The following is a 26,175-nucleotide window of genomic DNA, read 5'->3' as shown; positions in this document are numbered from 1 at the left end:
GCATTCCCCTGTGGGAGTGAGCCTGCTCGCGATAGCGGTTTCAAATTCACCACTGTGGGCGATGTGAACCCAATTCGCTGGCCGGCAATGCCCAGTGCAGCGGTGTCCCGCTGATCTGCACCGGCGCCAGCAAGCGGTGCGCCGGCCCCCAGGGTGTTTGCTCCACCTGTGGGTTTTGATCCTGCGCATCTTCAGCCCGCAACGCCTCGTTCGTTCCCGGCCCCTGTTCGATCAACAGCCTGGCGGTGCGCGCCAGCGACAAGCGCGCCGAGCCACCTCGGCCCGTCTTCAATCGCTGCGTCAGAAGCCGTATCGCACTGGCCGCCATCAAATACCCGGTGCCGTGATCCAGCCCCTGCACCGGCAACGGTGTGGGTTTATCGGCATGCTTCCAGCGCTGCCCGGCCTCGGCGATGCCGCTGCTCATCTGCACCAGGCTGTCGAAACCACGACGGTTCTGCCACGGGCCGCTCCAGCCGTAGGCGTTGAGGCAGACGTCGATCAAACCCGGCGCCAGTTGTCGGCGGCGTTCGGCGCCGAAACCGAGATGTTCCAGGGCATCGGCGCGGTAGCCGTGCACGAGAATGTCGGCGTCCTTCAACAGGTTTTCGAACAATGCACGATCGGCCGGCTGCTGCAGATCCAGTCGCGCGCAGCGTTTGCCAAGGGTCATGTCCGGGATGACGCCCGGCTCGTTCCAGCTTGGCGGATCGATGCGCAGCACATTGGCACCGAGGCCAGCGAGAAAACGGCTGGCGGTGGGACCGGCGAGCACGCGGGTCAGGTCCAGCACCTTGAGCCCGGCCAGCGGTTGCGCCACCGAGCCTTGCCATGGTTTGAGAATTTCGTCCTGATCGGTGCTGAAACACACCAACGGCTCGGCATTCACCGCCAACCCCTGCGGATGCTGCTGCCATTGCGCCCAGCTGCGCATTTCTGCAGCGCAGCCGTTGGCCTCGACCACCGCCTGTTCCAGATCGGTGCTGCGCCATTGCGCGACTTTCGCCGCCATCGTGGTGCGATCGACGCAGGCACCGAGCACGCGCTCAGCCGCGGCGCGGTGATGCGGGGCGTTGGTGTGCAGGCGGATCCAGCCGTCTTCGGTAGCGTAGTCGCCGGCAATCGGATCCCACAGCGGCGGGATGTCCCAGCCGATCGGCCGCAACGAGGTGGCAAACCAGAACGACGCCAGACGCCGATCCACATCCACCGCGGGCAAGTACCCGGTTTGTTGCTGGAGCAATTCGCTGACAGCCTGACCGGCAGCGGCGATGCTGGCGCAGGCCAGGTCGCTGACGGCGAACGCCGAGGGCAGGGCGCCACTGGCGGTGAACGGAATCGGCGTGTTGGGCAAGCCGAGTGCGGCTTGAATGGACGTGAGTAAATCAGTCATCGAAGGCCCTCCGGGAGAGAGGGCGATGATAGTGCAAAAGAATCTCGGGCCAGATGAAAACGCCAGCGGGTGAATACTTATTCTGTGGGAGCGAGCTTGCTCGCGAAGAGGTCATCACATTCAGCATCATCATTGAATGGTAGACCGCATTCGCGAGCAAGCTCGCTCCCACAGGGATTTTTACGGTTTGTTAGACGCGGAACTGATCCATCAGCTTCATCTGCTGACTGGCCAGAGCATTGAGCTGACTGCTGATCGCCGCCGATTCAGTGGCCTGTTCGGTCAGCGTCTCAGTCACGGTACGAATCGCCGAGACGTTGCGGTTGACCTCTTCGGCCACGGCGCTCTGCTGTTCGGCGGCGCTGGCGATCTGCAGGTTCATGTCGCTGATCACGGTGACCGCATCGCTGATCTTGCCCAGTGCGTCCACGGCCTGACGGATCTGTCCGGCGTTGTTGTGCGCCTGGGTCTGGCTCGAGTGCATGGTGGCGACCACGCCACGGGTGCCGGTCTGGATGCGTTCGATGACGATGCGGATTTCTTCCACCGAATCCTGAGTGCGCTTGGCGAGGTTGCGCACTTCGTCGGCCACCACCGCAAAACCACGACCGCTTTCCCCGGCGCGGGCGGCTTCGATGGCGGCGTTGAGCGCCAGCAGGTTGGTCTGTTCGGCGATGCTGCGGATCACTTCCAGCACCGAACCGATCTGCTCGCTGTTGACTGCGAGGGCTTCGACTTCGGTCACCGCTTTGCTGACTTCATCGGCCAGTTGATTGATGTCGCGGGTGCTGCGCTCGATGATCGACATGCCGTCCTTGGCCGACTGGTCGGCGCCCTTGGCGGCGTTGGCCGCGTTCGATGCGCTGTTGGCGACGTCGTGGGCGGTGGCGCTCATTTCGTTGGACGCGGTGGCGACCTGATCGATTTCGCGGAACTGCACCTGCATGCCTTCGCTGGTCTGGCGGGCGATTTCCGAGGACTGATCGGCAGTGCCACGCGCTTCGGTGATGCTCTGCTTGATCTGGGCGATGGTCGGTTGCAGCTTGTCGAGGAAACGGTTGAACCAGTTCACCAGTTCGCCCAGTTCATCCTTCTTGCTGTAGTTCAGGCGCTGGGTCAGATCGCCTTCACCGCTGGCGATGTTCTTCAGCATTTCGGCGACATTGTTGATCGGGCGAGTGACACCGGAGGCGGTCAACCAGATCAGCAGCAAGCCAATCAAACCGGCAACCGCAGCCACCGCCAAGGCGGTGAGCACACCGGTTTCCTGGGCATCGTCGAGTACCGCTTGCAGCTTGACCGAGTCGGCCAGCAGCACCTGTTTCGGCAGGTCGATGACCACGCCCCAGGCCCGCGAATTGCCAATCGGATCGACCGGGTACACGGCGCGAATCAGGTCGCCCTGTTCGAGAATCTTCGGCGTGCCGCTGCTGACCAGTTGCAACAGATCCTTGCCGTCGGAACCGAGGGTGTCGCTGATCTTTTTGCCGACCTTGGTCGCGTCCGAACTGTCGGCAGCGAGCACGCCACTGCCGGAGACGATCAGCATGTGCCCGGCGTTGTTGAACAGGTTGCGCTGCGACTCCACCGCCGCCGCTTGCAGGGCATCGAGCGCGATGTCGACGCCGACCACACCGATGGCCTTGCCGTCGACGATCAGCGGCACGGAAATGGTGGTCATCAACATTTCCTTGGTGCCCACGGTGTCGGCATACGGGTCGAGCAGGCAGGTGCGCTTGTTGTCGCGAGGGCAGGTGTACCAGCTGTTGTACGGCGTGCCGCTGACGCTGAGGGTGGTCTTGGTCATGTCTTCTTCGACCATGATCGTGTTCAGCGCCGACCCGGCAGCGCGGCTCCAGTAGGTCGCAAAGCGCCCGGCTTCGTTGGACTGGCGCGCGGCATCGTTGACGAACTCGCTGTCCTTGCCATCGAGGCCGTTGGGTTCGAAGGCGAGCCAGATGCCGAGCACCTTGTCGTTGCGCTCGAACGCGGTTTTCAGGCTCTGGTTCAACTCTTCACGCAGGGCGCCGGCGTCCAGCGAACGCTTGGCGGCCATCACGCGCATGTCCTTGATCTGGTCGGCCAGCGCAGTGATCACCGTCAGGCTTTCGCCAAAGGTCTTCTGCACCCGCACGGCTTGCTCGGCCGCCTTGGCCTGCAACAGGTTCTGCACACTGGCAGTGAGCAACTGGTTGCTGGAGTTGCTGACCAGTTCGTCGTTCTGGTTGGTCTGGTAGATGTTCATGCCGACGATCAGCGCAACCACCCCCAGCAGGCACAGGCCGGAGAGCAGGACGATTTTCAGGCGAATGGAGAGAGAGTCGAACATGGGGCGATCTCGTGAATGAATGAGCAGGTGGCCACGGGATGAACTACCCGGTTCGCCAAATCCATTCAGCGCCATGCATTGCTCATCGGCGCGCAGCGACAGCGCATGAGGCGCTTGCCGACGAACGGTCGGCGCTAAACGTTTGCGCAGGGGAATGTGCTGAAAAGGCGATTAATTACAGGGAAGTTTCAGCCTGATGAACGACGGAGAGGTTATGAGGCTGTTGTGGCGAGGGAGCTTGCTCCCGCTGGAGTGCGCAGCGCTCCCCTGCATTCTCACTGACCCACCGCATGCGGTAATTTTGCGACGGCTTCGCCGCCGAGCGGGAGCAAGCTCCCTCGCCACAGGGGGATCTGTGAGTCAGGAAGAGGCGATGGTTTCCGGACGCGACCAGATCCACAGATTGCCCAGACTCATCCCGGCAATCGCCAGATACACCGGCCAGCCGTGATCGAGCATCACCAGCATCAGCGTCGCACACAGCAGCATGCTGACGGTGGCGCTGACCTTGGCCTTGCGCGCGATGATCTTGCCGTTGCGCCAGTTGCTCAGGATCGGCCCGAACAGTCGATGATTTTCCAGCCAGGCGCTCAGGCGCGGCGAGCTGCGAGTTGCGGCCCAGGCGGCGAGCAGGATGAACTCGGTGGTCGGCAGGCCGGGCACGACAATGGCGATCAGGCCAATGCCGAGGCTGACATAGGCCAGCAGGCCGAACAGCAGGCGGGCGAGTTTGGAGGAGGCGGGTTGCGGCATGGGCTCGGGGAGTACAGTGAGACGAAACGGGAATCTTACAGACTTGTGGAGACCCCTGTGGGAGCTGGCTTGCCAGCGATAGCGATGTATCAGTCGAAATAGATCTTGTCTGACCCGCCGCCATCGCTGGCAAGCCAGCTCCCACAGGGTTTTGCGTTGTGCCTATGTATCAGGCCGGTTCGGCTTCGGTCGCGTAAGCCTGTTCCAGCAGCACGGTGAAGCGGTTGAATGCGTCGATTGCGCCTTGCTCGACTTCAGCTTCCTCTTCGGCAGTGAACTGCAGGGAGTCGAGGGTGCGCACGAAGCTTTTCCAGCCTTCGGCACGGCCACCTTCCGGTTCACCCAGGTGACGGGCACCGAAAGTCTCGCTCAGCTCCAGCGCCACCGCGCGTTTGATCAGGAATGCCGCGCCCAGCTTCGAACCTTCGGAGACGAAGATCCAGCCGAGGGCACGGGCCTTGCTCGGGTTTTTCAGCGCGCCGGCCACCGGTGCCGGGATGTCGGTGTGCAGATCCGCGAGGTCAGCCTTGGCCGCATCCGCGCGGCATCGGGCCGGCAGATCCGGGACGATGGCAGTCAGTTCGGGGTTGTTGTAGAGGTCAACCAGCTCCGACTGGAACAGGTACTGCGCGACCACGAAACGGGCGAAGTTGGCTCGGGTCTCGAACGGCGCGTGAGCCTTGACCAGCGCATCGAGTTTGCTGTGCGGCTCGTGGGTGATCTGGTTCAGACGTTGTGAACGCAGGGCTTTTTCCGAAGTGGTCATGAGAGGTCCTTGATAAAAGAGGCGCTTGCTAACGAGACGAACAAGAAGACGTGCGAGCGTAAAAAAACCTCACTGCGCAATATGCTTGCATGCGCAGTGAGGTCGGCCCGGGTCAGATGTCCCAGATCAGGTTGATCGCGAAGTTGCGGCCCGGCTGGGTCAGGCGATCGAGGTTGGCCGGTTGTGTCACCGAAGCTTCGCCGACGCTGTCGTAACCGCGCACGTCATCCCACAGCCAGTACTTCTTGTCGGTCAGGTTGTAGATGCCGCCGCTGACGGTGACGTCGTCGGTGACCTTGTAATAGCCGGCCAGATCGAGAATGCCGAAGCCTGGGGTCTTGAACTGGCTGCTGACGCCATCCGGCGACTTGAAGTTGCTGTCGTCGACGCGATCTTTTTTCTTCACCACGGTCCAGCTCAGCAGGCCGCCGTAGTTGTCCTGGTCGTAACCCAGGCCGAACACGCCGGTCAGCGGGTTGACGCTGTTGAGCGGTTCGCCGTTGTCGTTGTTGCGACCGTAGGCGTAAGCGATCGAGCCTTGTGTGTAGAGGCCTTGCGGCGCGCCGAACGCATCGAGGTTCAGACGACCTTTGACTTCGGCGCCCTTGATGGTCGCGTGCTTGATGTTGCTCGACTGGAAGGTCAGCTCGTCGTAGCCGGGAGTGACCGCGTCTTCGTTGATGAAATCGCGGTACTTGTTATAGAACACCGCCACATCGAACGAGCCTTGCTCGAAGTTGCCACGCAGGCCGGTTTCATAGCTTTTGCTTTTCTCCGGTTCCAGGTTCGGGTTCGGCGCCACGTTGTAGCCGGTGGTGCTGTTTTCGAAACGCCCGTACAACGCTTTCGCGGTCGGCGTGCGGAAACCTTCGGCGTACTGGCCGTACCAGGTGTAGTTATCGGTCAGGGCGTAGGTCAGGCCGAATTTGGGCGAAACTTTGTGCCAGGTCTTGTTCTCGTCGCTGACGGTGCCGTTGCCATCGGCGGCCACGGTGTTGAGGAATTCCTGGGTGATGTGCGGCTTGAGCTGGGTGTAGTCGTAGCGCAGGCCCGGCAGGAAGGTCCACTTGTTCCAGCTGATCTGATCCTGGGCAAACAGGCTGTAGGTGTTGATGGTCGGGTCCGGGAAGTCGCTGGATTTTTTCAGCACATCCGCCGCGCTGGTGGCGCCGATGGCGGTGCAGCCACGGCCGACCGCCAGGCACTTGCCGTCGCCGCTGCGCGAACCGGTGACTTTCTGCTGCTTGATCGTGGTGCCGTAGGTCAGCACGTGGTCGGTGTCACCGATGGCGAAGGCCTTGTCCAGTTGCGCATCGAATACCCACTGTTTTTCCTCGTAGATGGTGTCGCGGGTACGCAGCACTTTTCGGGTCATCGGGTAGTAGAACTCTTCGGTGCTCTGGTCAGTCTTGGCGACCTGATGGTTGAGGCTCCACTTCACGTTATCCGCCAGCAGGCTGTCGAGGGCAAAGCTGTGCTCCAGGCCGAAACGCTCGCGGGTGATGGTGTCATTGCCGGTGCGCCACTGGTACATGCCGCCGGGCAGCATGCTGTTGGGGATGGTCGGCGCGCCATTGAAGTACGGGCCGCCGTAAGCACTTTTCTGATCGGTGTCGCGATCGTCCTTGTACTTTTCGTAGGTCAGGCCGAGACGCGAATCTTCGTTGTAGTTCCAGCCAATTTTCGCCAATACGTTGGTGGCTTTGACGTCTTCCGGGTTAGCGGCGGTGCGGGCGAGGCCGGTGCCGTTGTTGCTGCCGTAGGAGTCGGTTTCGTGACCGTCGCGCTGGCTGAAGTGCAGCAAGCCGTCGAACTGCTCGGCACGGCCGGCGACGGTGGCGGATTTCAGCCAGCTCTCATCGGCGGAGCTGTAACCGGTTTTCAGGCGGGCGCCGACATCTTTGCCGGGCTTGATGATGTCGTCCGGATCGAGGGTGTAGTAACTGACGGCGCCGCCGATGGCGTTGCTGCCGTACAGCACCGAGGCCGGGCCACGGAGGATTTCCACGCGTTTGACGATTTCCGGGTCGACGTAATTGCGTTGGGTCTTGGCATACGGGCCGTTGAAGAACCCGTCCGGCACTTCGACGCCGTCGACCTGCGTCAGGATGCGGTCGCCGTCGATGCCGCGAATGTTGTAGCCGCTGATACCGCCACGCTGGCCGGCACCGCCAACGGACACGCCCGGCTCGTAGCGCACCAGATCCTTGATGGTGTTGACGTTGTTGCGGTCGAGGTCCTGGCGGGTCTGCACGGTGACGGTGGCCGGCACGCTGTTGACCGATTGTTCCTGGCGGGTGGCGCTGATGGTCACCTGATCCAGATTGAGCGTGCCGCTGTTATTGCGCTTCTCCAGCACCACGTTGTTGTTACTCAGCTTGCGGAAGCTCAGGTTGGTCCCCACCAACAGGCGCTCCAGGGCTTTTTCCGGCGGCAGCGAACCGCGCACGCCCGGCGACGAAACACCCTGACCCAGTTCTGCCGGCAAGCCGACCTGCCAGCCGGTCACGCTGGTGAAGGCATTGAGCGCCGACACCAGCGGTTGCTGGCCGATCGAAAACGAATAATCACCCATGTTGCGCGCCGGTTGTTCGGTGGCAGCCATCAGCGGTGCGGTGCCGGCCATGAGGATGGCGGCCGTCAGCAACGACAATACGCGGGAAGGGGTAGCAGTCTGGCGGGTAAGGCGAGAGGACATCGATAGCGCTCCGTGTCGCACGAATCTTTATAGGTGCTGATTCGCGTCAGAAGATGCGAATCAATTGCATTGGCTATAACGAGACGAACGGGATTCGGCTATCGAGTAAAAATAATTCTCATTTAGTTCAAAATCACCAGCGCGGGGAATTCCTGCAGGCGCGCCGAGGTGATATGAGCGAGAGAGCGCACGACGTCCAGCGGCTGATCGAGACGGTAATTGCCGGTGACGTTGACGTCGGCCAACTGCTCGTTGGTGTTGATGATCCAGCCCGGGTAGTAGCGGCGCAGTTCGGCCAGCACCTTGTCGAGCGGACAGTTCTCGAAAATCAACCGGCCCTGGACCCAGGCAAGATCGGTGGCGGTATCCAGTTTGGCCGGATGATCGAAACCATTGGGACCGATGCGAATGCTTTCTCCGGCGGACAAGCGCACCCGCGCGTCGTTGTGCGTGGCGCGCAAATCGACATCACCGCGCTGCACATTGACCTGCGCGACGCCGTCCAGATAACGCACGGCGAACGCGGTGTCGCGCACGCTGGCCTGCACCGGGCCGGCATCGATTTCCAGCGGTTGACCACGATTGGCGGCAACCTCGAAAAACGCTTCGCCCTGATACAGCCGCGCCACGCGCTGGCGCTCGTTGATGGTGCTGGAGAACGCCGAGTTGGTGTTGAGCAACACCCTGGAGCCGTCCTCCAGTTGCAGGCGCTGGCGCTCGCCGACCACGGTCAGGTGATCGGCCTGCAGGCGCATCGGCAGGTTGCTGAAACTGAACAGGCCGAGGATCAATACGGCGGCGGTCGCCAGGGGTTTCCAGTGCGGGCGCAGACGTTTGAGCCAGGTGACTTTCGCAGGCTTCGCCGCGAGGCTCTGCGCGCACAGCACCACTTGCGGCCCGTCCCAGATCGCCTGCGCCTTGGCGAACGCCTCGGCATTCAACGGATCGGCCGCCAGCCAGGCATGAAACTGCCGGGTCTGCTCGTCGTCCGCACTGCCGAGCACGATGAGCCAGTCCAGAGCCTGGTCCATTGCGCTTGCAGCGTCCTGCGCCGTGTCGGGCGAAGGCGAGCGGTGGGTGTGCGTCACGGTGTGTCCTCGGCAGTGTCTGTGCACGGCTGTTTTTTTAGTGAAGCGTAAAAATCGGGCAAGGGTAGCAAAGCCCGATGATCAGTGCAGGCGATCCTGTGGATGACAGCAAACGCCTGTGGCCTCAGTCGCCATTCAGACGCTCGGCGATACCGATGCAGATCGACATGATCAGCTTGAGTTCCTTCTGCACGGTGCTCAACGAGACGTTCAGCTCGTCGGCGATTTCCTGATAGCTGTGCCCGTGCAGGCGGCTGAGAATGAAAATCTGCTGCTGGCGGGGGCTGAGTTGACTGAGGCTCACGTTCAGGCGCTCCAGCATTTGTTCGGCATGGGCGGCGTCTTCGGCGCTGCTGGCGGGGGCGGCGACGCTGTGCACCACATCCTGCGGCACGTCATCGACCATGGTCCGTGAATGGATCTTGCGCGCACGCAGGTGATCCAACGCCAGATTGCGCGCAGTCTGAAAGACGAAGGGTTCAAGGTGATCGATGGCGCGCTCGCTCAGCGCCCGCGTGACGCGCAGGTAGGTCTCCTGCAACAGGTCTTCGGCGGTGCTGTGGTTGTTGACCATCCGCTCGATCGTGCGCAGCAGGGACGTGCGCTGAGAGAGGAAGACATGATTGAAGCGCGATTGACTCACGGGGAAACCTGATCCATTTCGAGCGAATGATAATGCTTATCATCTAGTCGACTGGTCAAGCCTTGATTTTGAATACAGCAAAAAACCTTGTGGGAGCGAGCTTGCTCGCGAAGGCGTAGTGTCAGGCAATTCAACTAGCGACTGACCCACCGCTTTCGCGAGCAAGCTCGCTCCCACAAGGACAGGGAATTATTCGGCGTTGCACAGCGCCAGGCAGTTATCCAGCATGCGGTTGGAGAAACCCCATTCGTTGTCATACCACGCCAGCACCTTCAGCAGTTTGCCGCTGGCTTTGGTGTGGTTGGCGTCGAAGATCGACGACAGTGGGTTGTGGTTGAAGTCGCTGGAAACCAGCGGCAACGTGTTGTAACCCAAAATTTTCGAATGCTGGCTGGCGGCTTTCATCAGCGCGTTGACCTCGTCGGCCGTGGCTTCCTTCTTCAACTGCACGGTCAGGTCCACCAGCGACACGTTGATCACCGGCACCCGCACGGCCATGCCGGTCAGTTTGCCCGCCAGTTCCGGCAGCACCAGGCCCACCGCTTCGGCGGCGCCGGTCTTGCTCGGGATCATGTTCTGCGTGGCTGAACGCGCACGGTACGGGTCGGTGTGATAGACGTCGGTGAGGTTCTGGTCGTTGGTGTAGGCGTGAATGGTGGTCATCAGACCGCTTTCGATCCCCAGTTCCCGGTGCAGCACTTGCGCCACTGGCGCCAGGCAGTTGGTGGTGCACGACGCGTTGGAGATGATCTGGTGCGACTGGCGCAGAATGTCGTGGTTCACACCATAAACCACGGTAGCGTCCGCACCTTTGGCCGGGGCCGAGATGATGACTTTACGCGCGCCGGCAGTAAGATGCGCGGCCGCTTTGGCGCGGTCGGTGAACAGACCGGTGCACTCGAACACCACGTCGATCTTTTCCGCCGCCCATGGCAGGTCGGCCGGGTTGCGAATCGCGCTGACAGAAATACGGTCGCCATTGACCGTCAGGCTCTCATTGTCATGGGCCACTTCGGCGTCGAATGTGCCGTGAACGGTGTCGTATTTGAGCAGGTGGGCGTTGATGGCGCTGTCGCCCAGATCGTTGATGGCGACGATCTGCAAATCCTGTCGATAGCCTTGGGTATACAGTGCGCGCAGGACATTACGGCCGATGCGGCCAAAACCATTGATTGCGATTCGAAGAGTCATTGAACAGCGCCGCCGTCGTTTTGTTGTTGGAATTACAAGATTATTCGCATAAAAATAGAAAACAAGCCTTTTTAGTGGCAATATTTTGTTTTATCTACAACGAGTGACCTGAATCAACTGGTCCGAATGGTCAAAAAAGCCGTCTGTCATTCCAACAACAACGGCGTTTGATCAGCATAGACAATCAGGTCGCCACATCCGTTAGCCTGGAGTTCTACACATGCATCCCCGCGTTCTTGAGGTCACCGAACGGCTTATCGCCCGCAGCCGCGCCACGCGTCAGGCTTACCTTGCACTGATTCGCGGCGCCGCCACCGACGGGCCGATGCGCGGCAAGCTGCAATGCGCCAACTTCGCCCACGGCGTGGCCGGGTGTGGCAGCGAAGACAAGCACAGCTTGCGGATGATGAACTCGGCGAACATCGCCATTGTTTCTTCGTATAACGACATGCTCTCGGCGCACCAGCCGTACGAAGTGTTTCCCCAGCAGATCAAGAACGCCCTGCGCGAAATCGGCTCGGTCGGCCAGTTTGCCGGCGGTACGCCGGCGATGTGCGATGGCGTGACCCAGGGCGAGCCGGGCATGGAACTGAGCCTGCCGAGCCGCGAAGTGATCGCCATGTCCACGGCCGTGGCGCTGTCGCACAACATGTTCGACGGCGCGCTGATGCTCGGCATCTGCGACAAGATCGTGCCGGGCCTGATGATGGGCTCGCTGCGCTTCGGCCATCTGCCGACGATCTTCGTCCCGGGCGGGCCGATGGTTTCGGGGATTTCCAACAAGGAAAAAGCCGACGTGCGGCAGAAGTACGCCGAAGGCAAGGCGACCCGCGAAGAGCTGCTGGAATCGGAGATGAAGTCCTACCACAGCCCGGGCACCTGCACCTTCTATGGCACCGCCAACACCAACCAGTTGCTGATGGAAGTCATGGGCCTGCACTTGCCGGGCGCGTCTTTCGTCAACCCGAACACCCCGCTGCGTGATGCCCTGACCCGCGAAGCCGCGCATCAGGTCACGCGTCTGACCAAGCAGAACGGCAACTTCATGCCGATCGGCGAAATCGTCGACGAGAAGGCGCTGGTCAACTCGATCGTCGCGCTGCACGCCACCGGCGGCTCGACCAACCACACCCTGCACATGCCGGCGATCGCTATGGCCGCTGGCATCCAGCTGACCTGGCAGGACATGGCCGACCTCTCTGAAGTCGTGCCGACCCTGAGCCACGTCTACCCGAACGGTAAAGCCGACATCAACCACTTCCAGGCTGCTGGCGGTATGTCGTTCCTGATCCGCGAACTGCTCGAAGCCGGCTTGCTCCACGAAGACGTCAACACCGTGCTCGGCCATGGCTTGAGCCGTTACACCCAAGAGCCGTTCCTCGATAACGGTGAGCTGGTGTGGCGCGAAGGCCCGACCGACAGCCTCGACGAAAACATCCTGCGCCCGGTGGCGCGCGCGTTCTCCGCCGAGGGTGGCTTGCGGGTGATGGAAGGCAACCTTGGTCGCGGGGTGATGAAGGTCTCCGCCGTGGCCTTGGAAAACCAGATCGTCGAAGCACCGGCGATGGTGTTCCAGGATCAGCAGGACCTGGCCGATGCGTTCAAGGCCGGTTTGCTGGAGAAGGATTTTGTCGCGGTGATGCGCTTCCAGGGCCCGCGCTCCAACGGCATGCCCGAGCTGCACAAGATGACGCCGTTCCTCGGCGTGCTGCAGGATCGCGGCTTCAAAGTCGCGCTGGTCACTGACGGGCGCATGTCCGGCGCGTCGGGGAAAATCCCGGCGGCAATCCACGTCAGCCCCGAAGCTTATGTCGGTGGTGCTTTGGCGCGGGTGCAAGAGGGCGATATCATCCGCGTCGATGGCGTCAAAGGCACTTTGGAACTCAAGGTCGACGCCGCCGAATTTGCAGCGCGCGAACCCGCCAAAGGCCTGTTGGGCAACAACATCGGCAGCGGCCGCGAACTGTTTGGCTTCATGCGTTTGGCCTTCAGCTCGGCGGAGCAGGGCGCCAGCGCCTTCACTTCTGCCCTGGAGACGCTTAATTGAAACTGGCTTTGGTCGGTGATATCGGAGGCACCAACGCGCGGTTCGCGTTGTGGAAAAACCAGCAACTGGAATCGGTTCAGGTGCTCGCGACAGCCGACCACGCCAGCCCGGAACAGGCGATCAGCCTGTACCTGAGCGGCCTCGGTCTGGCGCCGGGTTCGATCGGTTCAGTGTGCCTGTCGGTGGCGGGGCCGGTGAGTGGTGATGAATTCAAGTTCACCAACAATCACTGGCGCCTGAGCCGTACGGCGTTCTGCCAGACCTTGCAGGTCGAGCAACTGCTGCTGATCAACGATTTCTCGGCGATGGCGCTGGGCATGACCCGCTTGCAGCCCGGTGAATTCCGCGTGGTCTGCGAAGGCACGCCGGAGCCGTTGCGCCCGGCGGTGGTGATCGGCCCGGGCACTGGCTTGGGCGTCGGCACCTTGCTCGATCTGGGCGAGGGGCGGTTTGCCGCGTTGCCGGGGGAGGGCGGTCACGTTGATCTGCCGCTGAGCAGCCCACGTGAAACCCAACTGTGGCAGCACATCCACAACGAAATCGGCCACGTCAGTGCGGAAACTGCGCTGAGCGGTGGCGGTTTACCGCGAGTTTATCGGGCGATCTGCGCAGTGGACGGACATGAACCGAGGCTTGATACACCGGAAGCAATCACCGCCGCCGGTCTGGCCGGTGACCCGATTGCCCTGGAAGTGCTGGAGCAGTTCTGCTGCTGGCTCGGTCGCGTGGCAGGCAATAACGTGCTGACCACCGGTGGTCGTGGCGGCGTGTACATCGTTGGCGGGGTGATTCCGCGCTTTGCCGATTTCTTCGTCGAAAGCGGCTTCGCCCGCAGCTTTGCCGACAAGGGCTGCATGAGCGATTACTTCAAGGGCATTCCGGTGTGGCTGGTGACAGCGCCGTATTCCGGGCTGGTGGGTGCCGGTGTGGCCCTGGAGCAATCCACTCTTGTTGTGAAATAAGTACCCTGTGGCGAGGGAGCTTGCTCCCGCTCGGCTGCGCAGCAGTCGTAACTTCGGCAAGCTCGATGTCACCGAAAGAACATTGGGGCAGCTGCGCAGCCCAGCGGGAGCAAGCTCCCTCGCCACAAAAGCTCGTACGCCATCTGTTTTTGCTCAGGCATAATCCGCCCCAATTCCAACAACAAGGATGCCTTCGAAGTGAGCTCAGTCAACAAGTCGATATTGTTGGTCGATGACGACCAGGAAATACGCGAGTTGCTGGAAACCTACCTGACCCGCGCCGGGTTTCAGGTGCGGGCCACCGCCGATGGCGCCAGTTTCCGCCAAGCCCTCAACGAGGCGCCGAGCGATCTGGTGATCCTCGATGTGATGCTGCCCGATGAAGACGGTTTCAGCCTGTGCCGCTGGGTGCGTCAGCATCCGCGTCAGGCGCAGGTGCCGATCATCATGCTCACCGCCAGTTCCGACGAGGCCGACCGGGTGATCGGGCTGGAACTCGGCGCTGACGATTACCTCGGCAAACCTTTCAGCCCCCGCGAACTGCAAGCCCGAATCAAGGCGCTGCTGCGCCGTGCGCAGTTCGGCCAGGAACGCAGTGGCAGCGACGTGCTGGCCTTCGACGAGTGGCGGCTGGACATGGTCAGCCATCGGCTGTTCCACACCGACGGCGAAGAGGTGATTCTCTCCGGCGCCGACTTCGCCTTGCTGAAGTTGTTTCTCGATCATCCGCAGGAAATTCTCGACCGCGACACCATCGGCAACGCCACACGAGGCCGTGACCTGATGCCGCTCGACCGGATTGTCGACATGGCTGTCAGCCGCTTGCGCCAGCGCCTGCGCGATACAGAAAAACCGCCGCGCCTGATCCGCACCGTACGCGGCAGCGGCTACCAACTGGCAGCCAATGTGGTTGCCGGCAATGCTCACTGAGTCGCTGCGCGGGCTTGCCAGCAAAGTACCGGTGCCGCGTTCGCTGCTCGGGCGGATGCTGCTGCTGACGTTGCTCGCGGTGCTGTTCGCACAGACCTTGTCGAGCGTGATCTGGGTTTCGCAATTGCGCGCGACCCAGCTCGAAGGCCTGGTCACCAGCGCCCGCAGCCTTGCCCATTCGATGACCGCCAGCGTCAGCTATTTCCGCTCGTTGCCGGTGGCGTACCGCCCGCTGGTGCTCGACCAGTTGCGCAGCATGGGCGGCACCCGTTTCGTGGTGACGCTCAACGACAAACCGCTGGGTATGGACGTGCTGCCGATCACCCCGCGCAAAGCTGCGGTGATTCAGGCGGTGGACGAAGTACTGCGTCAGTCGCTGGGCCACGATACCGATATCTCGGTGACCTTCGTCAGCCCCGAGGATCTGCGAATCTTCAATGCCGGGCTGAAACTCGATGAACTGCCGCGCTCGTGGGCGCACTACGCGCTGACTCTGGAACCGGTGAACCCGCCGGTGCTGGTGACGCAGATTCAAATGGCCCCTGGCGAATGGCTGTACATCGCGTCGCTGCTGCCCGAGCCTTACACCAGTCTTGAAGAGCAGGGCCTGCCGGCGCAGCAGGTGTGGTTCATCGTCCTCACCAGCGGCTTTTTGCTGTTGTTCATCGGCTTGCTGGTGCACTGGCAGAGCCGGCCGCTCAAGCGTCTGGCGCGGGCGGCGCGGGACCTGTCGCTGGGCGCCGATGTCGAGCCGGTGGCCGAGGGCGGCGGCAGCGAAGTGGTGGAAGTGGGCCGTGCATTCAACACCATGCGCGAACGCATCAGCCGTTACCTGACCGAACGCAGCCAGTTGTTCAGCGCGATTTCCCATGACCTGCGCACGCCGATCACCCGTCTGCGCTTGCGCGTCGAACTGCTCGAAGACGAGAAGCTGCAAGCCAAGTTCGGCCGCGATCTGGATGAGTTGGAGTTGCTGGTCAAAGGCGCGCTGCAATGCGTGAAAGACACCGACATCCACGAGAACATCGAGCCGGTGGATCTCAATCATGTGCTCGACTGTCTGGTGGAGCCGTACCTGGCGCCCAACGGCAACGGCCGCGTGACTCAGCACGGGCGGGCGCTGGCGACCTATCCGGGCAAGCCTTTGGCGCTCAAGCGCTGCATCGGCAATCTGATCGACAATGCGCTGAAATACGGGCAGAACGCGCATCTGCACATCGACGACGATGAAAGCGCCTTCGTGCTGCACGTTGACGACGAAGGCCCGGGGGTGCCGGAACAGCGGCTGGAGCAGGTGTTCGAGCCGCACTTTCGGCTGGCCGGGCAGCAGCAGGGATATGGCCTCGGTCTGGGCATTGCGCGCAACATTGCTCACAGCCATGGCGGTGAAGTGACGTTGCAGAATTTGCGTGAGGGCGGGTTGCGGGTGACCCTGCAGTTACCGCGCAGTGTTGACTGATACCGCCCCTGTGGCGAGGGAGCTTGCTCCCGCTGGACTGCGCAGCAGGCCGTCTTTTGGGTGCCGCTTCGCGTCACAGCGGGAGCAAGCTCCCTCGCCACAAGTAATATGTGAATGTCACGGCTTGGTGACAAAACCCGCCCCCTTCGTTACAAGCCCACCCCGGCCCGTTGTTTAGACTGCCCGCAGTCATAACAACAAAAAAGGGCCACTCATGGATACCTTTCACCCAGGCTTCAGCAGTTGGCTGAACGCCCCTGCCCACCAGCAATGGCTCGCCGACGAAGGTCTGCGCCTGCTGGCATTCGCCAAGGCTGCAAAGCTTCCTGAAGGTTTCGGCAACCTCGACGAGCGCGGCCGCCTGCCGGCGCACGCGCAAGCCGAAACCATGAACACCGCACGCATGACCCACAGTTTCGCCATGGCTCACATTCAGGGGCTGCCAGGGTTCGCGGAGCTGGTCGATCACGGCATCGCAGCCTTGCGCGGGCCGCTGCGTGATGCGCTGCACGGCGGCTGGTTTGCGGTCGCCGAACATCGCGACGGCAACACCGGCAAGAACGCCTATCTGCATGCCTTCGTCGCGCTCGCGGCCAGCTCGGCGGTGGTCGCGCAACGTCCCGGCGCCCAGGCGCTGCTGGATGATGCGATCGACATCATCGACACCTATTTCTGGAGCGAAGAAGAGGGCGCCATGCGCGAATTCTTCAATCGCGACTGGCGCGAAGAAGAAGCCTATCGCGGCGCCAACAGCAACATGCACGCTACCGAAGCATTCCTCGCGCTGGCCGATGTCACTGAAGATCCGCGCTGGCTGGTGCGCGCACAACGCATCGTCGAGCGGGTGATCCACGGTCACGCCGCCGCCAATGGCTACATGGTGATTGAGCACTTCGACCGCGACTGGCAACCGCTGCGCGAGTACAACCACGACAATCCCGCCGACGGCTTCCGCCCCTACGGCACCACCCCGGGCCACGGTTTCGAGTGGGCGCGGCTGCTGTTGCATCTGGAAGCGGCGCGGGTCCAGGCCGGGATGCTCACGCCCGGCTGGCTGGCGACCGACGCGCAAAAACTCTTCGAGCAGAACTGCCGCAACGGCTGGAACATCGATGGCGCCCCGGGGATCGTCTACACCCTCGACTGGGACAACAAAGCCGTGGTGCGTCACCGTTTGCACTGGACCCATGCCGAGGCCAGCGCCGCGGCCAGCGCCTTGCTCAAACGCATCGGTGATGCGCAATACGAAACCTGGTACCGGCGGTTCTGGGAATTCTGTGAAGGCCATTTCATCGATCGCTGTGACGGCAGCTGGCATCACGAACTCGATCCGCAAAACCGTCCGAGCGCCGATATCTGGTCGGGCAAACCCGATCTGTATCACGCCTGGCAGGCGGTGCTGATTCCTCGTCTACCCTTGTCACCCAGTATGGCGACGGCTCTGGCGCAATTATCCCGGCCCGTTCCTGTGTAACCATGTGGTGACATTTGCGCGTCCCTTCGTTACCTGCGAAGGGAATCGCCCTGTTTAAACTCCTGTGCAGCGCAAGCACCAGACTTGCATGCATAACAACAAGAAAGGTACATCTCAGATGAATGCGATTTCTCGCCTCGCTACTGTCATTTCTGTCGCCTCCCTGTTCCCGCTCGCAATTCTGCCTCTCAGTGTTTCCGCTGCCGAATCCAAAGGTTCGGTCGAAGTCGTGCACTGGTGGACGTCCGGTGGCGAAAAAGCCGCCGTTGATGTGCTCAAGGCGCAAGTTGAAAAAGACGGTTTCACCTGGAAAGACGGCGCTGTCGCCGGCGGTGGCGGTGCCACGGCCATGACCGTGCTGAAAAGCCGCGCCGTGGCCGGCAACCCACCGGGCGTCGCCCAGATCAAAGGCCCGGACATTCAGGAATGGGCTTCCACCGGTCTGCTCGACACCGACGTCCTGAAAGACGTGGCCAAAGAAGAGAAGTGGGACAGCCTGCTCGACAAGAAAGTCTCCGATACCGTGAAGTACGACGGTGATTACGTGGCCGTACCGGTGAACATTCACCGGGTGAACTGGCTGTGGATCAACCCGGAAGTCTTCAAAAAGGCCGGTATCACCAAGAACCCGACCACCCTCGAAGAATTCTACGCCGCTGGCGACAAGCTCAAGGCGGCGGGCTTCATCCCGCTGGCTCATGGCGGTCAGCCTTGGCAGGACAGCACCGTGTTCGAGGCCGTGGTGCTCTCGGTCATGGGTGTTGATGGTTACAAGAAAGCCCTGGTCGATCTGGACAACAAGGCGCTGACCGGCCCGGAAATGGTCAAGGCGCTGACCGAGCTGAAGAAAGTCGCGACCTACATGGACGCCGACGGCAAGGGTCAGGACTGGAACCTGGAAGCGGCCAAGGTCATCAACGGCAAGGCCGGCATGCAGATCATGGGTGACTGGGCCAAGTCCGAATGGACCGCCGCCAAGAAAGTCGCCGGCAAGGATTACGAGTGCGTAGCGTTCCCGGGCACCGACAAGGCGTTCACCTACAACATCGACTCCCTGGCGGTGTTCAAGCAGAAAGACAAAGGCACTGCTGCCGGCCAGCAGGACATCGCCAAAGTCGTGCTGGGTGAAAACTTCCAGAAAGTCTTCAGCATCAACAAGGGCTCGATCCCGGTTCGTAACGACATGTTGAACAACATGGACAAACTCGGTTTCGACTCCTGCGCGCAGACCGCCGCCAAGGACTTCCTGGCAGACGCCAAGTCCGGTGGCCTGCAGCCGAGCATGGCGCACAACATGGCAACCACGCTGGCGGTGCAGGGCGCGTTCTTTGATGTCGTGACCAACTACATCAACGACCCGAAAGCCGACCCGGCCGATGCGGCCAAGAAACTCGGCGCGGCGGTTCAGTCGGCCAAATAACCGTCAGTAGCGCAGGCCCTTCTTTGTGGAAGCGGGCTTTGTGGTGAGGGGATTTATCCCCGATGGGTCGCGCAGCGGCCCCAGAAAGTTGCAGCGGTGGAGTAACAGAAAGACCGCGTGCAAAGCTTTTGCGACTGCTTCGCAGCCGATCGGGGATAAATCCCCTCGCCACAGAGCTCGCTCCCACAAGGGATCTCACTGTAGTTTTTATTCCCTGTACTGGATTTCCCCATGAGTTCTGTTGCTGTGTTCAGCAAAGCCTCGCCGTTCGATGCACTGCAGCGCTGGCTACCGAAACTGGTGCTGGCGCCGAGCATGTTCATCGTGCTGGTGGGCTTCTATGGCTACATCCTGTGGACGTTCGTGCTGTCGTTCACCACCTCGACGTTCCTGCCCAACTACAAGTGGGCCGGTCTGGCGCAATACGCCCGGCTGTTCGACAACGATCGCTGGTGGGTGGCGAGCAAGAACCTCGCGGTGTTCGGTGGCATGTTCATCGGCATCACGTTGGTGATCGGCGTGTTGCTGGCGGTGTTCCTCGACCAGCGCATCCGTCGCGAAGGCTTTATCCGCACCATTTACCTGTACCCGATGGCGCTCTCGATGATCGTCACCGGTACCGCGTGGAAATGGCTGCTCAACCCGGGCATGGGCCTGGACAAATTGTTGCGTGACTGGGGCTGGGAAGGCTTCCGTCTGGACTGGCTGATCGACCCGGATCGCGTGGTGTACTGCCTGGTGATCGCCGCTGTGTGGCAAGCCTCGGGCTTCATCATGGCGATGTTCCTTGCCGGCCTGCGTGGCGTTGATCAATCGATCATCCGTGCCGCGCAGATCGATGGCGCGAGCATGCCGACCATCTACTGGAAGGTGGTGCTGCCCAGCCTGCGTCCGGTGTTCTTCAGTGCGGTGATGATTCTGGCGCACATCGCGATCAAGAGCTTCGACCTGGTCGCGGCGATGACGGCGGGTGGCCCGGGTTATTCCTCCGACCTGCCGGCGATGTTCATGTACTCCTTCACTTTCAGTCGCGGCCAGATGGGCATGGGCTCGGCCAGTGCGATTCTGATGCTCGGTGCGATTCTCGCGATCATCGTGCCTTACCTGTACTCCGAGCTGAGGACCAAGCGTCATGACTAGTCTCGCTGCCAAACCCGCTTTCAGCCTCAGTCGTGTGGCGATCTATGCGGTGCTGATCCTCGCGGTCCTGCTGTACCTGATCCCGCTGGTGGTGATGTTGCTGACCAGCTTCAAGACCCCGGAAGACATCAGCACCGGCAACCTGCTGAGCTGGCCGACCGTGGTCAGCGGCATCGGCTGGGTCAAGGCCTGGGCCACGGTTGACGGCTACTTCTGGAACTCGATCAAGATCACCGTGCCGGCCGTGGTCATCTCCACTGCCATCGGCGCGTTGAATGGCTACGTGCTGTCGTTCTGGCGCTTCCGCGGTTCGCAGCTGTTCTTCGGCCTGCTGCTGTTCGGCTGCTTCCTGCCGTTCCAGACCGTGCTGCTGCCGGCTTCGTTCACCCTCGGCAAGATGGGCCTGGCGAGCACCACCACCGGCCTGGTGTTCGTGCACGTGGTCTATGGTCTGGCGTTCACCACGCTGTTCTTCCGTAACTACTACGTGAGCATTCCCGATGCGCTGATCAAGGCTGCACGGCTGGATGGCGCGGGGTTCTTCACGATTTTCCGGCAGATCATCCTGCCGATGTCGACGCCGATCATCATGGTCTGCCTGATCTGGCAGTTCACCCAGATCTGGAACGACTTCCTGTTCGGTGTGGTGTTCTCCAGCGGTGATTCGCAACCGATCACGGTGGCGCTGAACAACCTGGTCAACACCAGCACCGGCGCCAAGGAATACAACGTTGATATGGCAGCGGCGATGATCGCCGGCCTGCCGACCCTGCTGGTCTATGTGGTCGCAGGCAAGTATTTCGTGCGCGGGCTGACGGCCGGCGCAGTCAAGGGGTAATCATGGCAACGCTCGAACTTCGCAACGTCAACAAGACCTACGGTGCCGGCCTGCCGGACACCCTGAAGAACATCGAACTGTCGATCAAGGACGGTGAGTTCCTGATCCTGGTCGGCCCGTCGGGCTGCGGCAAATCGACCCTGATGAACTGCATCGCCGGCCTTGAGACCATCACCGGTGGCGCGATCATGATCGGCGATCAGGACGTCAGTGGCATGAGTCCCAAGGATCGCGACATCGCCATGGTATTCCAGTCCTACGCGCTGTACCCGACCATGAGCGTGCGCGAGAACATCGAGTTCGGTCTGAAGATCCGCAAGATGAGCCAGTCGGCGATCGACGAAGAAGTCGCGCGCGTGGCCAAGCTGCTGCAGATCGAACACCTGCTCAACCGCAAGCCGGGCCAGCTCTCCGGTGGTCAGCAACAACGCGTGGCAATGGGCCGTGCGTTGGCGCGTCGGCCGAAGATCTATCTGTTCGACGAACCGCTGTCCAACCTCGACGCCAAGCTGCGCGTCGAGATGCGCACCGAAATGAAACTGATGCACCAGCGCCTGAAAACCACCACCGTTTACGTGACCCACGACCAGATCGAAGCGATGACCCTGGGCGACAAGGTGGCGGTGATGAAGGACGGGATCATCCAGCAGTTCGGTACGCCGAAAGAGATCTACAACGACCCGGCCAACCTGTTCGTGGCGAGCTTCATCGGTTCGCCGCCGATGAACTTCATCCCGCTGCGCCTGCAACGCAAGGACGGCCGTCTGCTGGCACTGCTCGACAGCGGTCAGGCACGTTGCGAGTTGCCGATGAGCATGCAGGACGCAGGGCTGGAAGATCGCGAAGTGATCCTCGGCCTGCGCCCGGAACAGATCGTTCTGGCGAACGGCGAGGGCAATGGCCTGCCGAGTATCAAGGCCGAAGTACAGGTCACCGAACCGACCGGTCCGGACACCCTGGTGTTCGTCAACCTCAATGAAACCAAGGTCTGCTGCCGTCTGGCGCCGGACGTGGCGCCGCAGGTGGGCGAAACCCTGACCCTGCAATTCGATCCGTCGAAAGTGTTGTTGTTCGATGCCAAGACTGGCGAGCGTCTGGGCGTTGCGGGCCAGGCGCAGACCGAAGCACGGTCGGCGAACGTGACGCAGTTCAAAGGCCGCTAAGAAATCAATGCAGGAATGCGGTCATGTGGGAGCTGGCTTGCCAGCGATGCAGGCAACTCGGTTCACAGTGGAACTGAGTCGATGCCATCGCTGGCAAGCCAGCTCCCACAGGGATCGGATTCCAAACAGGAGCACGCGCTGGATTGCCTGTAATCCAGCGCAATTTATGTAAACCGCGTTGGAAAAAAACAGTTAATAACAATAAAGACGAGGATGTAGGGATGAAAAAGAAACACGTCAATGCCCGGTTGATCTGCCAAGTGTCAGCTGCGGCGGCATTGGTGCTGGCCGGTAACGCCATGGCGGCGGATGCCTTCAGCTCCGACTCGAAATGGATGACCGGTGACTGGGGTGGCGAGCGGACCAAGCTGATCGAGCAAGGTATCGACATCAAGGCTGACTACGTTGGGGAAATGGGCGCCAACCTGCATGGCGGCTACAACGACGACAAGACCGGTCGCTACAGCGATCAGTTCGGTCTGGGCGTGGCGCTGGACCTGCAAAAACTCTGGGGCTGGGACAACACTCAGGCCAAGATCCAGCTGACCAACCGTAACGGCCAGAACATCTCCAACGACCGCGTTGGCGATCCGCGTGCCGGCACTCTGTCGTCGTCGCAGGAAGTCTACGGTCGTGGCCACATGGTGCGTCTGACCCAGTTGTGGATTCAGCACCAGTTCTTCGACAACAAGCTCGACGTCAAGGCCGGTTACTTCGGTGAAGGCGAAGACTTCAACACCTTCCCGTGCGACTTCCAGAACCTGGCGTTCTGCGGCTCGCAAGTGGGTAACTGGGCGACCAACATCTGGTACAACTGGCCGGTCAGCCAGGCCGCGATCCGCGTGAAGTACAACATCAACGACGAGCTCTACGCGCAGATCGGTGCGTACAACCAGAACCCGTCGCAGTTGGAACACGGCAACGGTTTCAAACTCAGCGGCAGTGGCACCGCCGGTACTGTGTTGCCGGTCGAACTGGTCTGGTCGCCGAAGGTCAACAGCCTGCCGGGCGAATACCGCATCGGTTACTACAAGAGCACGGCGGATGCCAATGATGTCCGCGAAGACGTCAACGGTTTCGACGCGGCGACCACTGGCGACGCGTACAAGACCCACAGCAGCAAACACGGCTACTGGTTCGTCGCGCAGCAGCAACTCACCAGCCACAACGGTGATGCGACTCGCGGTCTGAACATTGCCGCCAACGCCACGTTCCACGACAAGGACACCAACTTCATCGACAACTACCAGTCGGTGATGTTTGTCTACAAAGGCCCGTTCGACGCACGTCCGAAGGATGACGTCGGCATTGGTGCGGCGCGTATCCACGTCAACGATGACGTGAAGAAAAACGCCGAGCTGCTGAATGCTTCCAACGGTGTGTCGGATTACGACAATCCGGTGTTCTCGCCGATTCGTGAAACCGAATACAACTACGAAATCAACTACGGCTTCCACGTCACCAACTGGCTGACCGTGCGTCCTAACCTGCAATACATCACGCACCCGGGTGGTGTGGATGCAGTGGACAACGCTTTGGTCGCTGGCCTGAAAATTCAGTCTACGTTCTAACGTTGTTGCGATAAGCTCCTCTCCATGTGCGCATATTTGCGGACAGCCAAGGCTGTCCGCTTTTTTTTGCGAAGTTCAGTGGATCGCTTTTGTGGCGAGGGAGCTTGCTCCCGCCCGGCTGCGCAGCAGTCGTAATCCGGCAAATGCAGTCTGACTGACACACCGCAGTGAATGGTTTCAGGGCCGCTTCGCAGCCCGGCGGGAGCAAGCTCCCTCGCCACAAGAGCAATGTGGATTGTTGAGTACCCCCATGATTTTCAGGACCGTGGCCAATGCATGAGCATCCGCTGCAACGCTTCTTCAAATCCCTGCGCGAGCGACCGGTGTTTGCCTGGGAGCGCTATCAGATGCGCGACGTGCTGGTGATCGACCATCCGCTGTGTCAGGCGGTGTTCAGTCGCCAGGGCGCGCAGTTGCTGCACTTTCAGCCACGCGGGCAGAAGCCGTGGTTGTGGTGTGCGGCAAAGTGGCCGCACGTTGGCGCCATTCGTGGCGGCGTGCCGGTGTGCTGGCCGTGGTATGGCCGCCATCCGAGCGAAAACGCCTGGCCATCCCATGGCTGGGCGCGCCTGCTCGACTGGAAACTGCTCGACAGCAGCAGTGCCGAAGATGGCGTGCGCCTGCATTGGCAATTGCAGCTATGCGACTGGCAGGTCGACCTGCACGCGCACCTCGGTGAACGTATGGAATTACGCCTGAGCACCGAGCATCAGGACGACATGCCGTGCCAGTTGAGCCAGGCTTTGCACGCTTACTGGCGTATTGGCGATGTTGGTGAGATAGCGCTGTCTGGCCTCGAAGGCGCGCAGGGTTATGACCAGTTGAGCCGCCAGTCCTGTCAGCAGGAAGGCGAGTTGCGCGTCGATGGCGGATGTCAGCGGGTGTTCCAGCACGACGGCGAATTACAGCTCAAGGATCACGCCTGGCAGCGCGAGTTGTGCATCGATACCGGTGACAGTGGCGACACCGTGGTCTGGCATCCTGGCTCACGACCCCTGTTGGGCGTGAGCTGGGATGAAGTGACCGAGTTTGTCTGTGTCGAAGCGGCGGCGGGGGGCACCGACAGCCTGCATCTGGCGCCGGGGGAGAAGGCGCATTTGAGTTTGCAGGCGTGGGCTGCTGCCTAAATCTGTGGTGTGTCTGCTGGCCTCATCGCGAGCAGGCTCACTCCTACAGGGGAACGCATTTCGAATTGTAGGAGTGAGTCTGCTCGCGATGACGGTTGAACATTCAGCCGAGATTCTGGCTCAGTTGAACTCGTCACCCACCGGATACCGGCTAGCATTCAAGCTCTCTTTGATCTTGCGCAGATGCGGCTGGAAATCCACCCCGCGACGCAGCGTCATACCGGTCGCCAACACATCCAGCACCGTCAACTGAATGATCCGCGAAGTCATCGGCATATAGATGTCGGTGTCTTCCGGCAGCGGAATGTTCAGGCTCAGGGTGCTGGCCTTGGCCAGCGGCGAATTTTCGGCGGTCAGGCCCAGCACCGAAGCGCCGTTCTCCCGGGCGATGCGCGCCACTTCCACCAGTTCGCGGGTGCGGCCGGTGTAGGAAATGATCACGAACAGCTCACCCGTATGCGCCACCGAAGCAATCATTCGCTGCATCAGCACGTCTGCGTGGGCGGTGACGGCGAGGTTGAAACGGAAGAATTTGTGCTGCGCATCCAAAGCCACGGGCGCTGATGCACCGAGGCCGAAGAAGTGGATCTGCCGGGCCTGAATCAACAGGTCGACGGCGCGACTGATCAGGTTCGGATCGAGCGCCTGGCAAGCGCTGTCCAGCGAAGCGATGGCGCTGCCGAAAATCTTCTGCGTGTAAGCCTCGGGATTGTCATCGGCCTCCACCGCACGGCTGACATACGCCGCGCCGCTGGCCAGGCTTTGTGCCAGTTGCAGCTTGAGTTCGGGATAGCCGCTGACACCGAACGAACGGCAGAAACGGTTGACCGTCGGCTCGCTCACCGATGCTGCCTGGGCGAGGGCGGCGATGCTGAAGCGGGTGGCCTGCTGTGGGTTGAGCAGGATCACCTCGGCGACTTTGCGTTCGGCCTTGTTCAGCTCTTCAAGGCGACTCTGGATCTGTTCCAGTAAATTTCGCACGCGGTCCATATGGAATTCCTAATTCACCTGCGCAAAGGTGCGCCGGGCTATGCAAATTGGGCCTTTGATGTGGCCCGTAACGGTGGCCTATCCTACTGATGGCTCCGACCGACCACCACTCGGAATCTGTATTTTGCGAAAATGTTGTGGTTATTACTACATTTTCCCTTGAGTGATGCCTTGAAAAAAGGTATTTGTAGCT

The 26,175-nt window shown here is 61.2% G+C and carries 20 protein-coding genes and 1 pseudogene; 11 read left to right on the top strand and 10 right to left on the bottom strand.

The annotated features are described in order from the left end of the window. Positions 1-46 precede the first annotated feature (46 nt). The 9 genes and pseudogenes from PMI25_RS08650 to gap all read right to left on the bottom strand — a co-directional run bounded on the left by PMI25_RS08650 (position 47) and on the right by gap (position 10,861). Positions 47-1,393 carry a CoA transferase gene (locus PMI25_RS08650; protein WP_007969300.1) on the bottom strand — a complete coding sequence of 449 codons (1,347 nt, stop codon included), beginning with the start codon at positions 1,391-1,393 and terminating at the stop codon, positions 47-49. 190 nt (positions 1,394-1,583) lie between these two features. Further along, positions 1,584-2,339, bottom strand: a complete 756-nt coding sequence (locus tag PMI25_RS29890) for a methyl-accepting chemotaxis protein (protein ID WP_400507418.1) — start codon at positions 2,337-2,339, stop codon at positions 1,584-1,586. A 102-nt stretch (positions 2,340-2,441) separates the two neighbouring features. Further along, positions 2,442-3,449 (bottom strand): annotated as a pseudogene (locus tag PMI25_RS29885) (PDC sensor domain-containing protein); the annotation flags it as partial. Positions 3,450-4,082: 633 nt separating this feature from the next. After that, the gene (locus PMI25_RS08640) at positions 4,083-4,475 is read right to left on the bottom strand and encodes a YbaN family protein (RefSeq protein WP_007969302.1); all 393 of its coding nucleotides are present in this window, start codon (positions 4,473-4,475) and stop codon (positions 4,083-4,085) included. A 169-nt stretch (positions 4,476-4,644) separates the two neighbouring features. Further along, positions 4,645-5,241: a biliverdin-producing heme oxygenase gene (locus PMI25_RS08635; protein WP_007969303.1), complete on the bottom strand. Its 597-nt coding sequence runs from the start codon at positions 5,239-5,241 to the stop codon at positions 4,645-4,647. 112 nt (positions 5,242-5,353) lie between these two features. Next, positions 5,354-7,939: a TonB-dependent receptor gene (locus tag PMI25_RS08630; protein WP_007969304.1), complete on the bottom strand. Its 2,586-nt coding sequence runs from the start codon at positions 7,937-7,939 to the stop codon at positions 5,354-5,356. Between the two features lie 122 nt (positions 7,940-8,061). Then, positions 8,062-9,027, bottom strand: a complete 966-nt coding sequence (locus tag PMI25_RS08625) for a FecR family protein (RefSeq protein WP_007969305.1) — start codon at positions 9,025-9,027, stop codon at positions 8,062-8,064. Positions 9,028-9,151: 124 nt separating this feature from the next. Continuing rightward, the gene (locus PMI25_RS08620; RefSeq protein WP_007969306.1) at positions 9,152-9,670 is read right to left on the bottom strand and encodes an RNA polymerase sigma factor; all 519 of its coding nucleotides are present in this window, start codon (positions 9,668-9,670) and stop codon (positions 9,152-9,154) included. Between the two features lie 189 nt (positions 9,671-9,859). Further along, complete coding sequence (gene gap, locus PMI25_RS08615) at positions 9,860-10,861, bottom strand: type I glyceraldehyde-3-phosphate dehydrogenase (RefSeq protein WP_007969308.1); 1,002 nt, start codon at positions 10,859-10,861, stop codon at positions 9,860-9,862. Between the two features lie 220 nt (positions 10,862-11,081). On the opposite strand from gap, the gene edd reads away from it, so the two are divergent. The 11 genes from edd to PMI25_RS08560 all read left to right on the top strand — a co-directional run bounded on the left by edd (position 11,082) and on the right by PMI25_RS08560 (position 24,992). Next, positions 11,082-12,908, top strand: a complete 1,827-nt coding sequence (edd, locus tag PMI25_RS08610) for a phosphogluconate dehydratase (RefSeq protein ID WP_007969309.1) — start codon at positions 11,082-11,084, stop codon at positions 12,906-12,908. Continuing rightward, complete coding sequence (locus tag PMI25_RS08605) at positions 12,905-13,870, top strand: glucokinase (protein WP_007969311.1); 966 nt, start codon at positions 12,905-12,907, stop codon at positions 13,868-13,870. Before edd ends, PMI25_RS08605 begins: the two co-directional genes overlap by 4 nt. 198 nt (positions 13,871-14,068) lie before the next feature. Beyond that, a complete protein-coding gene (locus PMI25_RS08600) occupies positions 14,069-14,800 on the top strand; it encodes a response regulator (RefSeq protein WP_007917879.1) in 732 nt (243 codons plus the stop codon). After that, positions 14,790-16,259 (top strand): ATP-binding protein, encoded by a 1,470-nt coding sequence (locus PMI25_RS08595; RefSeq protein WP_007969314.1) that lies wholly within the window; start codon positions 14,790-14,792, stop codon positions 16,257-16,259. The genes PMI25_RS08600 and PMI25_RS08595 overlap by 11 nt, the downstream gene beginning before the upstream one ends. Before the next feature lie 214 nt (positions 16,260-16,473). Next, complete coding sequence (locus PMI25_RS08590) at positions 16,474-17,733, top strand: D-mannose isomerase (protein ID WP_007969315.1); 1,260 nt, start codon at positions 16,474-16,476, stop codon at positions 17,731-17,733. Between the two features lie 118 nt (positions 17,734-17,851). Then, complete coding sequence (locus PMI25_RS08585; RefSeq protein WP_007969316.1) at positions 17,852-19,153, top strand: ABC transporter substrate-binding protein; 1,302 nt, start codon at positions 17,852-17,854, stop codon at positions 19,151-19,153. A 231-nt stretch (positions 19,154-19,384) separates the two neighbouring features. Beyond that, positions 19,385-20,293 (top strand): carbohydrate ABC transporter permease, encoded by a 909-nt coding sequence (locus tag PMI25_RS08580; RefSeq protein WP_003227452.1) that lies wholly within the window; start codon positions 19,385-19,387, stop codon positions 20,291-20,293. Continuing rightward, positions 20,286-21,131, top strand: a complete 846-nt coding sequence (locus PMI25_RS08575; RefSeq protein ID WP_007969317.1) for a carbohydrate ABC transporter permease — start codon at positions 20,286-20,288, stop codon at positions 21,129-21,131. The genes PMI25_RS08580 and PMI25_RS08575 overlap by 8 nt, the downstream gene beginning before the upstream one ends. A gap of 2 nt (positions 21,132-21,133) precedes the next feature. Next, positions 21,134-22,294: an ABC transporter ATP-binding protein gene (locus tag PMI25_RS08570; RefSeq protein WP_007969318.1), complete on the top strand. Its 1,161-nt coding sequence runs from the start codon at positions 21,134-21,136 to the stop codon at positions 22,292-22,294. A gap of 221 nt (positions 22,295-22,515) precedes the next feature. Continuing rightward, complete coding sequence (locus tag PMI25_RS08565; protein ID WP_007969320.1) at positions 22,516-23,865, top strand: carbohydrate porin; 1,350 nt, start codon at positions 22,516-22,518, stop codon at positions 23,863-23,865. Positions 23,866-24,137: 272 nt separating this feature from the next. Next, positions 24,138-24,992 carry a D-hexose-6-phosphate mutarotase gene (locus PMI25_RS08560; RefSeq protein WP_007969321.1) on the top strand — a complete coding sequence of 285 codons (855 nt, stop codon included), beginning with the start codon at positions 24,138-24,140 and terminating at the stop codon, positions 24,990-24,992. A gap of 120 nt (positions 24,993-25,112) precedes the next feature. Here the strand turns inward: PMI25_RS08560 and PMI25_RS08555 are convergent, their stop codons facing one another. After that, entirely contained in the window at positions 25,113-25,973 is an 861-nt protein-coding gene (locus tag PMI25_RS08555) for a MurR/RpiR family transcriptional regulator (RefSeq protein WP_169842436.1), read from the bottom strand. Positions 25,974-26,175 lie beyond the last annotated feature (202 nt).

The organism is Pseudomonas sp. GM30, assembly GCF_000282275.2.
Taxonomy (GTDB): Bacteria; Pseudomonadota; Gammaproteobacteria; order Pseudomonadales; family Pseudomonadaceae; genus Aquipseudomonas.
Note: the sequence above shows the minus strand (reverse complement) of the source record. Positions and strands in the feature narration are given on the sequence as shown.

Excerpts from the sequence above, each read along its gene's own strand:
- PMI25_RS08650 (WP_007969300.1), bottom strand. The coding sequence starts at position 1,393 with ATGACTGATTTACTCACGTCCATTCAAGCCGCACTCGGCTTGCCCAAC.
- PMI25_RS29890 (WP_400507418.1), bottom strand. The coding sequence starts at position 2,339 with ATGCAGGTGCAGTTCCGCGAAATCGATCAGGTCGCCACCGCGTCCAAC.
- PMI25_RS08640 (WP_007969302.1), bottom strand. The coding sequence starts at position 4,475 with ATGCCGCAACCCGCCTCCTCCAAACTCGCCCGCCTGCTGTTCGGCCTG.
- PMI25_RS08635 (WP_007969303.1), bottom strand. The coding sequence starts at position 5,241 with ATGACCACTTCGGAAAAAGCCCTGCGTTCACAACGTCTGAACCAGATC.
- PMI25_RS08630 (WP_007969304.1), bottom strand. The coding sequence starts at position 7,939 with ATGTCCTCTCGCCTTACCCGCCAGACTGCTACCCCTTCCCGCGTATTG.
- gap (WP_007969308.1), bottom strand. The coding sequence starts at position 10,861 with ATGACTCTTCGAATCGCAATCAATGGTTTTGGCCGCATCGGCCGTAAT.
- edd (WP_007969309.1), top strand. The coding sequence starts at position 11,082 with ATGCATCCCCGCGTTCTTGAGGTCACCGAACGGCTTATCGCCCGCAGC.
- PMI25_RS08595 (WP_007969314.1), top strand. The coding sequence starts at position 14,790 with ATGCTCACTGAGTCGCTGCGCGGGCTTGCCAGCAAAGTACCGGTGCCG.
- PMI25_RS08590 (WP_007969315.1), top strand. The coding sequence starts at position 16,474 with ATGGATACCTTTCACCCAGGCTTCAGCAGTTGGCTGAACGCCCCTGCC.
- PMI25_RS08585 (WP_007969316.1), top strand. The coding sequence starts at position 17,852 with ATGAATGCGATTTCTCGCCTCGCTACTGTCATTTCTGTCGCCTCCCTG.
- PMI25_RS08580 (WP_003227452.1), top strand. The coding sequence starts at position 19,385 with ATGAGTTCTGTTGCTGTGTTCAGCAAAGCCTCGCCGTTCGATGCACTG.
- PMI25_RS08575 (WP_007969317.1), top strand. The coding sequence starts at position 20,286 with ATGACTAGTCTCGCTGCCAAACCCGCTTTCAGCCTCAGTCGTGTGGCG.
- PMI25_RS08570 (WP_007969318.1), top strand. The coding sequence starts at position 21,134 with ATGGCAACGCTCGAACTTCGCAACGTCAACAAGACCTACGGTGCCGGC.
- PMI25_RS08565 (WP_007969320.1), top strand. The coding sequence starts at position 22,516 with ATGAAAAAGAAACACGTCAATGCCCGGTTGATCTGCCAAGTGTCAGCT.
- PMI25_RS08560 (WP_007969321.1), top strand. The coding sequence starts at position 24,138 with ATGCATGAGCATCCGCTGCAACGCTTCTTCAAATCCCTGCGCGAGCGA.